5 protein-coding genes and 1 tRNA gene are annotated in these 14,983 nt (G+C 64.7%); 3 read left to right on the forward strand and 3 right to left on the reverse strand.

Annotated features, from left to right (window positions below; translation table 11 throughout):
• Window positions 1–2: 2 nt before the first annotated feature.
• Window positions 3–287: a DUF4190 domain-containing protein gene (locus XCC_RS09320; RefSeq protein ID WP_011036963.1), complete on the reverse strand. Its 285-nt coding sequence runs from the start codon at window positions 285–287 to the stop codon at window positions 3–5.
• Window positions 288–616: 329 nt separating this feature from the next.
• Complete coding sequence (gene amaB / locus XCC_RS09325; protein WP_011036964.1) at window positions 617–2,149, reverse strand: L-piperidine-6-carboxylate dehydrogenase; 1,533 nt, start codon at window positions 2,147–2,149, stop codon at window positions 617–619.
• A gap of 136 nt (window positions 2,150–2,285) precedes the next feature.
• On the opposite strand from amaB, the gene XCC_RS09330 reads away from it, so the two are divergent.
• From XCC_RS09330 to XCC_RS09340, 3 genes are all read left to right on the forward strand, one after another.
• Window positions 2,286–2,362 (forward strand) — tRNA-Arg (locus XCC_RS09330).
• 881 nt (window positions 2,363–3,243) lie between these two features.
• A complete protein-coding gene (locus XCC_RS09335) occupies window positions 3,244–4,944 on the forward strand; it encodes a ShlB/FhaC/HecB family hemolysin secretion/activation protein (RefSeq protein ID WP_011036965.1) in 1,701 nt (566 codons plus the stop codon).
• Between the two features lie 69 nt (window positions 4,945–5,013).
• Window positions 5,014–13,770: a filamentous hemagglutinin N-terminal domain-containing protein gene (locus XCC_RS09340; RefSeq protein WP_011036966.1), complete on the forward strand. Its 8,757-nt coding sequence runs from the start codon at window positions 5,014–5,016 to the stop codon at window positions 13,768–13,770.
• On the opposite strand, the gene XCC_RS09345 is transcribed toward XCC_RS09340, so the two are convergent.
• Window positions 13,771–14,903 (reverse strand): IS3-like element IS476 family transposase gene (locus XCC_RS09345; protein ID WP_087942069.1). Its coding sequence is split into 2 segments (ribosomal slippage): window positions 13,771–14,648 and window positions 14,648–14,903, totalling 1,134 coding nucleotides; the frame shifts between segments, so codons are not numbered across the junction.
• Window positions 14,904–14,983 lie beyond the last annotated feature (80 nt).

A 14,983-nucleotide genomic window follows, 5' to 3' on the forward strand; every position in this document is an offset into this window, starting at 1 on the left:
GCTCACGCGTTTGCCGCCGCAAACCAGGCCAGGCCGCCGAAGAACAGGACGAAGATCGCCACGCCCGCAATCCACATCGCCACCGAGATCCAGCCCAGGAGCAGGCCGCCAACAGCCAGCCCATCGCCTTCCAGGCCTTGCGGATTGCGCCGGATCTCGCCGCGCGCCAGGTGGCCGGTGATGATGGCGCAGACGCTGCCCAGGAACGGCAGCAGGGTCCAGCCGAGAATGCCTGAGACCAGGCTGACGATGGCCAGCGTGCTGGTCTGTCGAACGACATGATTCATCACAACTCCTTGGGTGGCCGCGGCCAGAGGGCAGGGCGCCGCACAATTATCCCAGAGCGGGCACGCAAATGGCGTGCGGTCTGCGGCGGAATGACGGTTGTGCAGTATGGCCTGCGGCCGTGCATCGGGTCGGGGCCGAGGCGTGAGGCGGTCTTTTGCGCACTGGGCAAGCGCTGGGTGTTGCATGTGCTCGCGTTGGCCCTGGCGGGGCAGCGCGCAGGAAGCCGTACGTGCGTCGCTGCAGGCAGTGGTGCCAACAGGCGCAGCGAGCGCCAGGTGCCAGCATCGGACAGTGCCCCGGAGCCCGGGGCGCTGCGATCACAGAGCGATCAAAGGTCGAACTTGATGCCTTGCGCCAGCGGCAGCGAATCGGAGTAGTTGATGGTGTTGGTCTGGCGGCGCATGTAGACCTTCCACGCATCCGAGCCGGATTCGCGACCGCCGCCGGTTTCCTTCTCGCCACCGAACGCGCCGCCGATCTCCGCACCCGAAGTGCCGATATTGACGTTGGCAATGCCGCAGTCGCTGCCGGCCGCCGACAGGAACTTCTCGGCCGCCTTCAGGTTCTGGGTGAAGATCGACGACGACAGGCCCTGCGGCACGCCGTTCTGCAGATCGATCGCCTCGTCCAGCGTGCTGTACTTCATCACGTACAGGATCGGCGCGAAGGTCTCGTGCTGCACCACCGCGTCGCTGTTCTTCAGCCCGGTCACGATCGCCGGCAGCACGAAATTGCCGGGGCGATCGATCGCGGTGCCGCCCACTTCGACCGTGCCGCCGGCGGCCTTGGCCTTGGCGATGGACTCCAGGAACTGCTCCACCGCACCGCGGCTGTTGAGCGGGCCCATCAGGTTGGCCGGGTCGGTGGGGTCGCCGATCTTGCTGTCGAGCTGCTTGTACGCCTTGACCAGCGTGGCCAGCACGTTGTCGTAGATGGATTCGTGCACGATCAGCCGGCGCGTGGTGGTGCAGCGCTGGCCGGCGGTGCCCACCGCGCCGAACACGATGCCCGGCACCGCCAGCTTCAGGTCGGCGGTTTCATCCAGGATGATGGCGTTGTTGCCGCCCAGCTCCAGCAGGCAGCGGCCCAGGCGGCGGGCGACCTTCTCGGCGACCACGCGGCCGATCTGGGTCGAGCCGGTGAAGCTGATCAGCGGCACGCGTCCGTCTTCGACCAGCTTCTCCGACAGGGAGGTGCCGGCATCGTTGATCAGGAAGAAGATGTCCGGGAAGCCGGCTTCCTTGAGCGCGGCATTGCAGATCTTCATCGTGGCGATCGCGGTCAGCGGGGTCTTGTTGGACGGCTTCCAGATGCAGATATCGCCGCAAATGGCCGCCAGGAACGCATTCCACGCCCACACCGCCACCGGGAAGTTGAACGCACTGATGATGCCGACCAGGCCCAGCGGTTGGTACTGCTCGTACATGCGGTGGCCCGGGCGCTCCGAGTGCATGGTGTAGCCGTACAGCATGCGGCTCTGGCCCACGGCGAAGTCGGCGATGTCGATCATCTCCTGCACCTCGCCATCGCCTTCGGGCTTGCTCTTGCCCATTTCCAGCGCCACCAGCGAACCGAGCGCGTCCTTGTGCGCACGCAGTGCCTCGCCGCACAAGCGCACGGCCTCGCCACGACGCGGCGCCGGGGTGGTGCGCCAGACCTTGAAGGCCGCCTGTGCGCGCGCCACGATCAGCTCGTAGTCCTGCGGCGTGGTGGCCTGCACATCGGCGATCACCGCATTGGTGGTCGGATTGAGCGGCTGCAGCACCCCGGCACCGGTGGCCTGCGACCAGGTCCCCTCGCCAAGATAGGTGCCGGCATTGGACGGGGCGAGGTCGAGCGCCTTGAGCAGGTCAGCGGACATGGAATCTCCAAGAAAGTCGGGACGGCCGCAGCCCGCACCAGGCGAGACGCAACGCGAGTAGCCGCCGATTTTAGCAGGCTCCCCGCACCACCCGCCGGCTTGGCAAGCCGGACGAACATGCGACAATGCCGCCCTTGGCCCCGTAGCTCAGCTGGATAGAGCGTCCCCCTCCTAAGGGGAAGGTCGCCCGTTCGAATCGGGCCGGGGTCACCAGAAGTTTTGACGCTCTGACTGGCTTGGGGCACAAAGCCGCAATGGTGTCTTCACTGTCGATCAGTTCGTAATCCAGGGCTCCGCACCAGCGATTGATTCGCCCGTATCCGGGCACTCGTGGGATCACGTTGCCCTTACCCGGTGCTGCGTGCTTGGCGAGGCCATTCTGAAAAGCTCGTTGAGTCGAAAGATGGTTTCAAGCTCTTCCCAATTTTCATCAGTGCGCTCGCGGCAAGTGGAATCCGCTATGTATCTCGCAACCTGATCTTTATCTGATTTCCATGGTCAGGTTCAGTGGGTTGTCATCGCCTGAGATGCCCTTGGACAAGCTGCCCCTCGCTAGAACCTGACTTCTTCATCGCCTAAGCCCTCGCAGCAACGGGGCATATGCCGGCGAATTCTATGTAGATGCGCCTGTTAGGTGAATACGCCCGAGACCTCCCGCAGGCACTAGCAGCTAACCAGCCGCCGGCTTCTGTTCAAGCAGCGGCAACGTGCTTGGCAACTTTGCTTTTCCTTGATGATCCAAACGGCCTGTTGGCAATATGAAAGCTATGCCCTTAAGAACATCCCTTAGATAAAAGTATTTAGGGGAATTTGGAAGACGTTAGGCGCCAAGTCTCAACTTGCCACCCAGTTATCCACGTCCTCTGCTTCGCAACTCAGATTTATTTATGAGATTTGCGTCACAAATTGAAAAGGGTGGGACTTTTCTTACAGGAAGCTCCCTACACGCAGCGTTGACCCCCTGTTCACGTTCCAGCAAAGTTGCGCCGGATTTGCGTGCTGACGGGTTGGATCGCCATTTTGGCGACCAGGCACGCCGATGCCAGCGGGGTCGCGCAGCAGCGCGGTAACGCTGTCAACAGGGGCAAGACACGATGTGGAAACGATCGGCGCCTTTTGCGCTGGCGGCTTGCCTATGGGCGGTTGCCGGGCAGGTGGCTGCACAACAGGCAGCACCCACCACGCTGGACCGGCAGGAGCAGTTGCGTCAGGCCGAAGAGATCCAGCGCCGGCAGGAGCAGGAGCGCCAGGCGCCGTTCGCCGGCCCGCGCGAGGATGCCGAGCGGGTTGATGCGCGCAGTACTGTGCTGCCCAAGGAGGAACTGTGCTTTGCGATCACCCGTGTACGTCTGTCCGGTGCTGGGGCGGATGGAGCGCGTTTTGGGTGGCTTTGGAAATCCCTGCGCCGGTATGAAGGCCGTTGCATCGGGCGCGCGGGTATCGATGTCATTCGCCGCCGCGCGTTGGACCAGCTGGTTGCACGGGGCCTGGTAACCACGCGCATCGGCGTGCCCGAGCAGGATCTCTCACGCGGCGAACTCCGCTTTGAATTGATGCCTGGCCGCTTGCGCGACGTGCGCATCGTGTCCGATCAGGGCAGCGCGTATTGGAAGAATGCGTTGCCACTGCGCCGTGGCGACTTGCTGGACCTGCGCGCGATCGAACAGGCCGTGGAGCAGTTCAAACGGCTGCCATCGCAGGACGCCAAGATCGATATCGCACCCGGTGATGCGCCAGGCGAATCGGATCTGGTCATCACCCTGCAGCACGGCCGTCGCTGGCGCGGCGTACTCAACGCCGACGATTCGGGGGTTGAGGCGACGGGGCGGATGCAGGGCGGTCTGGACGTATCTTTCGACAATCCATTTGGCCTCAACGATGTGCTCAGCGTCGGCTACAGCCACGATCTGGCCACCCGCGACGAAGAGCGCGGCACGCGCGGCAACAGCCTGAGTTACAACCTGCCGTGGGGATGGTGGACGCTGGCGCTGTCTGCGTCCTCGTATCGTTATCACCAGCGGGTGGATGGGTTTCTGCAGACTTTCCAGTCCAGCGGCGAATCCAGCAACGCACAGCTGGATCTCCAGCGTGTCCTGCATCGCAACGGCACCAGCAAGACCTCTGTCGGCGTCACGGTGGGGCGCCGGCGTGCACGCAGTTATCTGGATGGCGTGGAAATCGGCATCCAGCGTCGCGATACCAGCAGTGCGGAATTCTATTTCACCCATCGGCGCTATTTGGGGGCGCTGCAACTCGACGTGCGGCTTGCGCACCGGCGTGGCACGCCGTGGTTCGACAGCCAATGGACTGGCTATGACCCGCAGATCGGTTTCCCCTCGTTTCGCTATGGCGTCACCACGCTGGACGTCAGCACAGCGCTGCCGTTCAAGCTGGGTGCGGTGCCGTTTGCATGGGAAAGCAGCCTGCGCGCACAGACGGCGGGCGAGCTGTTGCTCGGGTCGGAATTCGTCACCATTGGCGGCCGTTACAGCGTGCGCGGGTTCGACGGCGAAGCCACGCTGGGTGCCGAGAAAGGCGCCTATTGGCGCAACACGCTCAGCCTGCCTGTGCAGCAACTCGGCATAACGCCGTACCTCGGCTTGGATGCAGGCCGCATTGATGGCAGCAGTGCCAGCGGCCTGCGCGGGCGCAGCCTGGTCGGCGGTGCCGTGGGCCTGCGTGGCGGCTGGTTCGGCGCCAGCATCGATGCCTTTGCCGGTTGGGCGATCCATCGCCCGGATGGTTTCGGCAGTGCTCAGCCTGCGTACGGCGCACGGTTGATCTACCAGTTTTGACATTGACCACGCTGCCGTCCGGCAGCGTGTTTTCGGATTGATGCCGCCATTGGCGGGCGAGAGAGACACATGGACAAGCAAACGATGGGCATGCGTGGTTACGTGGCCGAACAGTGCAAGCGCGGACTGGCGCTGCTGCTGTGCTGCACGGTGACCTGGACATCGTTTCCGGCGTGGGCGCAGGTTGCGCCAACGCCCAATCCCGGCGGTCAACAGCCCGGCCAGCAGGTCGCGGCCAACGGCGTGCCGGTGGTGGACATCGTCGCGCCGAATGCGCGTGGCATCTCGCACAACCGCTACAGCAACTTCAATGTTGGCCCCAATGGATTGATCCTCAATAACAGCGCGCAGATTTCCAAGACCGAACTTGGCGGCTACGTGGCCGGTAACAACAATCTGCAACGCAGCGGCGCGGCCTCGTTGATCCTCAACGAAGTGACCTCGGCCAGCAGCCGCCTGCAGGGCTATACCGAAATTGCAGGCGCCAAGGCGCAATTGGTCATCGCCAACCCCAATGGCATTTCGTGCGATGGCTGCGGCTTCCTCAACACCTCGCGTGTCACTTTGACGACCGGCGCGCCCAACCTGGGTAGCGATGGTGCATTGAACGGCTTCACGGTGACTGGCGGTGCGTTGAGCATCGGTAGCAATGGCCTGGATGCGTTCAATGTGGACCGTCTGGACCTGCTGTCGCGCCAGTTGAGCGTGGGCGGTTCCATCTGGACCAAGGAACTGGTAGCCACGGCCGGTACCGGCCGTATCAATTACGACGGCATGCTGCTGGATGTGTTGCCGGGCACCGATGGTGGCGCACCGGCGATCGGTATCGACGTTGCGCAGCTTGGCGGCATGTATGCGGACCGGATTCGCCTAATTGCCACAGAGGCCGGTGTCGGCGTGGTAAGTCGCGGGACCTTGGCCGCGCAAAGTGGTGATCTGCAGATCGATGGCGCAGGGCAGGTGAGCTTGCGTGGCACCACGGTCGCGCGCGACGGCTTGAGCGCGCGTGCGGCTGGCGATCTGGAGCAGAGCGGCGTGCTTGGATCGCAGCAGGGCACGGTCAGCCTGCGCGGCGCACAGCTGCGTCTGGGGGGCGATCTGGTCGCCGCAGGTGCACTGGATGCGCAGGCCAGTGGCACGCTGACACACAGTGGGCGTAGCAGCGCGGGCTCGATCCGTCTGTTCGGTTCTCAATTGAACGCGGACGGCAGTTTGCATACGCAAGGTGTGCTGGACCTTGGCGCCGATGGGCTGCTGCGCACCGGCGGGGTTGCTTATGCAGGTGCGGGTGCGACCCTGCGCGCCGTGCGCCTTGGCGTGTCGGGGACACTGCAGAGCGGTGCTTCGATCAGCATGCAGGCGAACGAGATCGATGCACTGGGAACGTTGGACGCAGCGACCGCGTTGCGGGTGAACAGCACAGGCGGCTTGCGCCTGGCGGGGCTGGCCCAGGCGGGGCAGGATGCCGATGTGCAGGCCGGCGGCCCCCTGGAGCTGCAGGGCCAGCTGGTTGCTGGCAATGCGCTTTCGTTGGGTGCAGGCAGCGCGCGTATCGCGCAAGGCGCGGCGGTATCGGCGGGTGGCGATCTGGCCATGCGTAGCGTCGGGTTGTTGGAGACGGCCGGTAGCGCCTATGCAGGCCGCGACCTTCAGGTCCAGGCGGGTGCGCTGAACAACGCCGGACGCCTGTCTGCTGTGCGCGCTGCGCAAGTGGCGGTGGATCAGGCGGTGGACAACAGCGGCACGCTGGTCGCTGGCGCAACCTTGCGTGTGGATGCGGGGCAGCTGGACAGCCGCGGCGATGTGGGCAGCCAGGCGGCTGACACTGTGGTGCGGAGCCGCAGCAGCCTGAATCTGCGCGGCAATACCGTGGCAGGCGCGGCCATGACGCTGGATGCCGCGACCACCGCCGATGTCTCCGGCACGCTCAGTGCGGGCCGGCTGGATCTGCGCAGTGGCGGCAACGCCACACTTGCCGGCGCGATACAGACCAGCAGCGGTGCGCTGACCGTGGCGTCTGCTGCAGCGCTGACCAGCAGCGGCATCCTGCGGTCCACGGGCGAGCTGGCGTTGCAGGCCAACGGGTCCCTGCTGCAGCGCGGACAACTGCGCAGCGACGGCAATCTGCTGCTCGCAGGTGCGGCCATCGATAGCGACGGCACCGTGGACAGTGGTGGCAACCTTCGTCTTGCCAGCCAGGGCGACATGCAGCTAGCCGGCACCCTTCAAAGCGCAGGTGCAACTGCGCTACAAGCCAGTGGCCGGGTGCACAACGGCGGTGCAGTCGTTGCGGTGGGCACGTTGGGCCTGGATGCCGCAGCGCTGCGGAATGCGCAAGGTGCGGCGTTGTCGTCTCAGGGTGATGCCACCTTGCGTACCGCCGGCCTGCTGGATAACGCGGGCAGCCTGTCTGCCGGCGGCAACCTGCAGCTCACTGCAGCGAACGTGGTGCAACAGGGCAGCGCGACTGCGGGCAACGCACTGACCGCTTCGGTCAGCGAAACGCTCGACAACACCGGCAGCCTGGTCGCCAAGCAAGCCGTGCAAATCGATGCCGGCGCGTTGCGCAGCAATGGGCAGCTTGGCAGCGAGTCGGCCGATGTTCGATTGAATTCGCAAGGCGATATGCGCTTGGGCGGCGTGGTAGCTGCGGCAACCGAGCTCCAGGCAGCGGCTGCCGGAGATCTGCAGCAAGACGGCGCCTTGCGTGGGCAATCGGTGACGGTGCAGGCTGGGCGGGACCTCACCACTGCAGGTAGCTTGCAATCCACCAACGCGCTGGACCTGCAGGCGCAGCGCACGCTGACCTTTGCTGCGCAGGGTGCGGTCGGCGGCGATGCGCGTCTGCGTGCAGGCACGCTCGCCACCACCGACGCTGCGGTGCTCCAGAGCGCCGGTGCGATTGGCCTGGACGCTACGGCCATCGACAGCCGCGGCAAGCTCGATGCTGCGGGCGACCTACGTGCCAGCAGCCAAGGAGATCTGCGGCTTGCCGGTGTTGCGCAAGGCGGGCGCGATGTCACGCTGAGCGCTGGTGGAAACCTCGAGAATGCTGCGCAAGTGTTTGCCGGCGGCGATTTGGCCGCACAGGCGCAGCGCATTGAAAATGCCAGCGCCGGTGTGTTGGCCGCCGAGCGGGATGTTGCGGTGGACAGTACTACGCAGCTGGTCAATGCCGGCCGCGTGCAAGCCGGTCGGGATCTTCAGATCACCACTGCCGGCTTCGAACAGACGGGCAGCGCCTCTGCAGGCGCTGCACTGACCGCAATGATTGCAGGCGCTCTGGAAAACAGCGGCAACCTGATTGCCAAAGATGCGCTACGCGTTGATGCCGGCACGTTGCGCAGCAGCGGCCAGTTGGGCAGTGAGCGTGCCGCCGTCAGCTTGAACAGCCTGGGCGAAATGCAACTGGCGGGCGTGGTCGCTGCGGCAACCACCTTGCAGGCCACTGCAGCAACCGACCTGCAACAGGCCGGCGCGCTCAAGGCCCAGTCCATCGCACTCCAGGCTGGGCGCGATCTCGCTGCCGCCGGCACCCTGCAGTCCACATCCACGCTCGATCTGCGCGCGCAACGTGCCTTGACCATCACTGGTCAGGCATCCAGCAGCGCAGCGACTTCTCTCACCGCCGGGACGATTGCCACCGGCGTCGATGCCGTCGTGCAGAGCGGCAGCGGCATCACCCTGGACGGGCAGTCCATCGACAGCCGTGGTGCGCTCGATGCCGCCAGTGACCTGCAGATTTGCAGCACTGGCGCACTGGCGCTGGCCGGTGTTGCCCAGGCCGGGCAGGACGTGGTGCTGACCGCCGGTGGCGCCTTCGACAACGCAGCACAGGTTGTTGCGGCGCGCGATCTGCGCCTGCAGGCGGCCACTGCCAGCAATGCAGCTGGCGGAACATTGGGGGCATTGCGCGATCTGCACGTGGAGACGGCTGGCGTGTTCGACAACGCCGGCAGCCTGCATGGCGAACGCAGCCTGGCGCTGAGCACGGGCGCGCTGCTGCAGCGTGGGCGTTTGTACAGCGGTGATGCGCTGTCGATCACTTCGCAAGGCGCATTCGACAATAGCGGCCAGTTGGTGTCCGGCAATGATCTGAGCATTACCGCAAGCCGCATCAGCAGCAATGGCCAGTTGGGATCGGTGAATGGCGCGGTGGCGCTGACCAGCCAGGGCGATGTCGACCTGAAGGGCGTGGTATCTGCCGCCACCACCCTGCAGGCCACGGCCGGCGGGGACCTGCTACAGGCGGGCACGCTCTCTGCGCAGTCTGTGACGCTGAATGCCGGGCGCGACCTCAGCGCTTCCGGTACCTTGCAGTCTGCCTCCACCTTGGACATGCAGGCGCAGCGCGCACTGCGCATAAGTGGCCAAGCCCAGGCAAACAGCATCGCCTTGCAGGGCGGTAGCGTGGCAACAGGGACTGGCGCCGTCGTCAAGAGTGTCGGTGCGATCACGCTGGACGGCGCTGCCATCGATAGCCGCGGTACGTTGGATGCCGGTAGCGATCTGTCATTGCGCAGCACCGGTGACCTGTCTGTCGCCGGCATCGCGCAGGCAGGTCGCGACGTGGTGCTGAGCGCTGCGGGAACCGTGCAGAACGGCGGCCAGGTGGTAGCCGGTCGCGACATGTCGGTGCAGGCAGGTCGTGTCGACAACACTGCTGCCGGCGCGCTTGGTGCGGGTGGAGCACTTACCGTGGTCAGCGCTGGCGCGTTGCAGAACGACGGCGCCCTGCAGAGTGGCGGCGAGCTGCGCATGACCGCAGCAAGCCTCGATCAGAGCGGTAGCGCGTTCGCCGGCAATACGCTGGTTGCAAACATCACCGGTACGCTGGACAACCGCGGCAGTCTCACCGCCAAAAATGCATTGCAGCTGGACAGCGGTGGCTTGCGCAGCAGCGGGCAGCTGGGTAGTGAGACAGCTGGCGTCACGCTGCACAGCCGGGGCGATCTGCAGTTGCAGGGCGTTGTTGCCGCGGCGACCACCTTGCAGGCCACTGCGGTGGGCGATCTGCAACAGGCCGGCTCGCTCAAGGCGCAGTCCGTTGCGCTGCAGGCCGGCCGCGACCTGGGTATCTCCGGTACGCTGCAATCGGCATCGTTACTCGACCTGCAGGCGCAGCGCACGCTGGGCATGACAGGGCAGGCGAGTGCCGCCGGCAATGCCAGCTTGCGCGGTGCGCAGGTGGTCACCGGTCAGGCGGCGGTGCTGCAGAGCGGTGGGGCCATCACCGTGGACGGTGCGGCGATCGATAGCCGCGGCGCGCTGGATGCAGCGACCGACCTGACGTTGCGCAGTACCGGCGACCTTGCGGTGGCCGGCATCGCGCAGGCAGACCGCAATCTCACTTTGGCCGCCACAGGCGCGCTCAGCAATGCGGCGCAGGTCGTTGCCGGCCAGGCGCTCGGCGTCACCGCAAACAGCGCGAGCAATGCCGCGACCGGTGTACTACTCGCCCAGGGGAGCACCACGCTGGCGATCGGCGGCCTGTTCGATAACGCCGGCGCCGTGCGTGCGGGCAACCAGCTGAGCATGAACGTCGGCAGCCTGCGCCAGACCGGGCAGGCCTACGGTCTGCAGGGCCTGGGGTTGATCGCCGGCGGCGCGGTGGACAATCGTGGTGATCTGATCGGCGGTAACGCGTTGCGTGTGGAAGCGGCGCAGCTGAGCAGTAGCGGCCAGCTGGGCAGCGAGCGTGGCGATGTCGCACTGATCAGTCGCGGCAACCTGCAACTTGGCGGCACGCTCGCAGCGGCAGGGGCGTTTTCGGCCCAGGCGGATGGCGCGTTGGCGCAGAGCGGCAGCGTGAGTGCCGGCTCCAATGTGGAGCTGCGTGCGAAGGGTGACCTGAATGTTGCTGGCCAGCTTGGCGGCCAGCAGATCACCTTGAACAGCGATGCGGTCCTGCGCCAGCAAGGCGTGGTCAGCGGCACCACTGTCGGTTTGCAGGGTGCGCGTATCGAAAATGCCGGCCAGACCACAGCCTCCGGCAATCTCACCTTGCGCGCCGGCGACATCAGCATTGGTGGCACCGTTGGCGCCGGTATCGCAGGCGATGGCAGCTTGGGCAACGGCAACACGCTCAGCGTGATCGCAGACCGCCAACTCACTGCGTCCGGCAAGTTGCTGGCCGGCGGCAATCTCATCGCACAGGGAAGCCAGTTGCAGTTGGCCGGTGCCAGCACGCGCGTCACTGGCAACGCCAGCTTGACCACGGGCGGTGATCTGGATCATCGCGGTGGCGATCTACTTGCGGGCGGTACGCTTAGCCTGCAGGCGGGTGGCCGTATCGATCACGGTCTGCTTGGATCGGTTGGCGGAAAGCTGCAGGCCAACCAGATCAGCATCGATGGCGGCAGCTTGAACAATGCCGGCGGCCAGCTGGTGCAAAGCGGCAGCGGAGCGACCCGCGTCGTGATCGGCGGTGCATTCGACAACACCGGCGGCACGCTGGCCAGCAATGGCCAGGATCTGACCATCAGTGCCGGCAGTGTGGAGAACGCGCAAGGCCGCATTGAACACGCCGGTGCCGGCAGTTTGTCGGTCACCAGCCGCGGCGCCTTGGGTAACAGCGGTGGGCGCCTGGTCAGCCAGGGTCAGCTATCCGTCGGCGCAAGTGCCGCGTTGAATAACCAGAGCGGCGTGATTGCCGCGGCGGGTGATGCAGTGGTTACGGCCGCCAGCCTTAACAACGTTGGCGGCTCGGTGGCAGCGCGTGGATTGACTGTGCAAACCACCGGCGCGGCCGACAATCGTAATGGCCTGCTGCAGGCCAACGGCGGTGCACTGATCCTGCGTGCAGACAGCCTCAGCAACGCCGGCGGTACCGTGCACGCACTGGCCAATGCAGGCGTAGGCGGAGGCTTGCGCGTCGAACTGACGCGTAGCCTGGATAACGGCGATGGCGTGATCGGTGCCAGCAACGATGCAGTAATCACGGCGGAAAACATCAGCAGCAGCGGTGGCAGCCTGCAAGCCGGGCGTGACCTCAATGTCACTGCGCGCGGTCAGCTGGACAATCATCAGGGTGGCAAACTCAGCGCCGGGCGCGACCTCATCGTTGTGGCGACCGGTGCGCTACTCAATAGCGGTGGCCAACTGGATGCCGGCAATGCACTGACTGCATCGGCGGGCCGGATCGACAACACTCAAGGCAGCATCGTCAACAACGGAGGCGGGCTGACCCGCATCACCACCGGCGGTGCGCTGACCAACACCAGCGGCAATCTCGGTGGGCGTGGCAGCGTGGTCATCGATGCGGCCAGCATTGCCAACAACAGCGGCCAGCTGGTCGCTGGTGGCGATTTGATTGCCAACACCAGTGCGTTGAACAACCAGGGCGGCAACGTTTACGCCGGTGCCAACTTCCGCCTGGAGCGCAGCGGCGCCACGTTGGATAACCGCAACGGCAAGATCAAGGCCGAGCAGTCGGTCCGCCTCAATGTGCAGAGCCTGAGCAATGCGGGCGGGCAGATCGGCGCCGGCAGCACGACCGGTGGCGCTGGCGATGTCGTGATCGATACTGTCGGCTTCGACGGTGGCGGCAGCATCCTCGCGCAGAACCTGCTCGACATGACCCTGCGCAGCGACTATACCCACCGCGCCGGGGCCGACCTCACCAGCAATGGCGATTTCAATCTGCGCGTGGGTGGCAACCTGGTCAACGAAGCCACCCTCACGGCGACGCGCCGGCTGGACATTACTGCCGGCAGCATCACCAATCGCGCCGGTGCCAACATCGCGTCCAATGACACCCGCCTCAATGGGGGCGGCGTCATCGATAACGCGGGCAGCATCTCCGGCAATGGCGCGCTGTCGCTGGTGGCGAACAGCATCAATAACACCGGCAGCATTGTCGGTGGCAATGTCTCTGTGAACACCGGCACGCTGGTCAATGGCGCGGATCTTGGTGGCGCCACCGACAACGCCGCGTACGGCTCCGCGTTGCTCGGCTCGACCGGCAACATGAGCCTTATCGTGCGCGACCAGCTGCTCAATCGCGACGCACGCATCTTCAGCCTGGGCAATATCGCCATCGGTGGTGCGCAGGATGCCGGCGGCACGCTGGTGTCGCGCACGGGTGTGGTGAACAACTTGTCGGGCAGCATCGAGGCGGATGGCAATATTTTGATCGCGGCGAATCAGATCAATAATCGGCGCCGTGTGGTCGATGCTAGAACCGGCCCGCTGACCGACGCTGAACGTTTTGCGGCAAATGCAGCGATGCCTGAAGATGAAATTCGGCGTGATCCCAGCCCAGGGGCGACCGTCATGGGCATTCGCTACACAGGACATCAGCCGGGGCTCTATCGTGCGTATAGCGTACGCGAGCGTGAACAGCTGATCGCCGTTAGCGCCGAAGGACGCATTGCTGCTGGCGGTAGTATCGCGTTGTCTGGATACGTGACGAACAATGTGTCCACCATCGCCGCCGGTGGAGCGCTACTGTTAAATCAACGCGGCGTCGGTGGTTTATCGGACGCAATGCTCTCCGACAGTGACGATGTGCTCAATCAGTCGCTGGCGCTAAGGCAAGTTGTCGATTACACGGACACCGAATACAGGGCAATGCCGATCAACGGCGACTGTATGCATCGTCCCGGTCAAAATCTTCCTTGCTATTGGGAAGAGGAGGCACGCGTTTTCGGATCCGGCACATTGGACAACAGCTATCTCGCCCTCGGCGCCAGCATGACCGGTGGCCAAGGCGTCAGTATCAATGGTGCCAACATCAGTAACGGCGCAGTGGGGAGTGATGGGCGTAATGTCAGCGGCGCCTCGCTTGCAGCCGGCGTGACCTGCCCCCATCGTCCGTACCAGTGATTACTGATAAAGCCCGGGGTTGAAGGGTACTGCGTTGTTGGCTTGTTGTGTACGGTAGTTGGCGGCGAACTGTGCCGGCGGGATGCGACCACAACTGCTGTGCGGCCTGATCTGGTTGTAGTGGCGTCGCCAGTCTGCGATCACGTCCCGGGCTTGTGCCAACGAGGTGAACCAGTGCTCGTTGAGGCACTCGTCGCGGAACTTGCCGTTGAAGCTTTCGATGTAGGCGTTCTGCGTGGGGGCACCCGGCTCGATCAGGATGTGCTCGATGCCATGTTGCTGCGTCCAGGCAATGAAGGCGCGACTGGTGAACTCGGGGCCATTGTCGGTGCGGACCGCGCGTGGATAGCCACGGAAACACGCCGCCTGATCGAGCAGGCGCACTACGTAAGCCCCGCTGATGCCGTGATCCACGGCAATGTCCACGCTCTCGCGAGTGAAGTCGTCGACCACGGTCAGGCACTTGATGCGGCGTGCGTTGGCCAGCGCATCGAACACGAAGTCCATGCTCCAGGTGTCGTTCGGCATGGAGGACGCCAGCAGTTTCTGCCGCTCACCCACCGGACGCTTGGCCTTGCGCCGTTTGCGCACCTTCAGCTCGGCTTCCTCGTACAGGCGATAAATCTTTTTGTGATTCACGGATGGAAACTCCGGGCGCAACAAATCATGCAGTCGGCGATAGCCGAAGCGGCGGTGGGTCTGGGCCAGCTCGACCAGCCGCGCCGACAGCGCCTGCGTGGCTGGCGTCGGCACGGGTGCGTGGCGGAAAGCATCGCGGGACAGCCCCGCAAGGCGGCAAGCCCGGCGCTCGCTCAACGGGGTGTGTTCGAGCATTCGTCGGATTGCCTCGCGCTTGCGTTGCGGGGCTAGCGTTTTACCCCGAAGCCAACCTTCAGCGCTTCGATGTCCAGGTGCGCCTCGGCCAGCAACTTCTTCAATCGAGTGTTCTGGACCTCCAGTTCTTTCAGCCGCTTGGCCTCGTCGGCCTCCATCCCCCCGTACTTGGCCCGCCACTGATAAAAGCTGGCCGGGCTGAAACCATGCCGACGGCACAACTCTGCCACGGCCATGCCCGCGTCGGCCTGTTTGATAAACCCGATGATCTGCTCGGTGCTGAATCTGCTCTTCTTCATGTCCGTCCTCTTGGGTTCACGGACTTTATAGCTTCAGCTGGTACGGCTCAGTGGGGGCAGGTCAGCAGGTCACCCTTTCC

Source organism: Xanthomonas campestris pv. campestris str. ATCC 33913 (genome assembly GCF_000007145.1).
Lineage (GTDB): Bacteria > Pseudomonadota > Gammaproteobacteria > Xanthomonadales > Xanthomonadaceae > Xanthomonas > Xanthomonas campestris.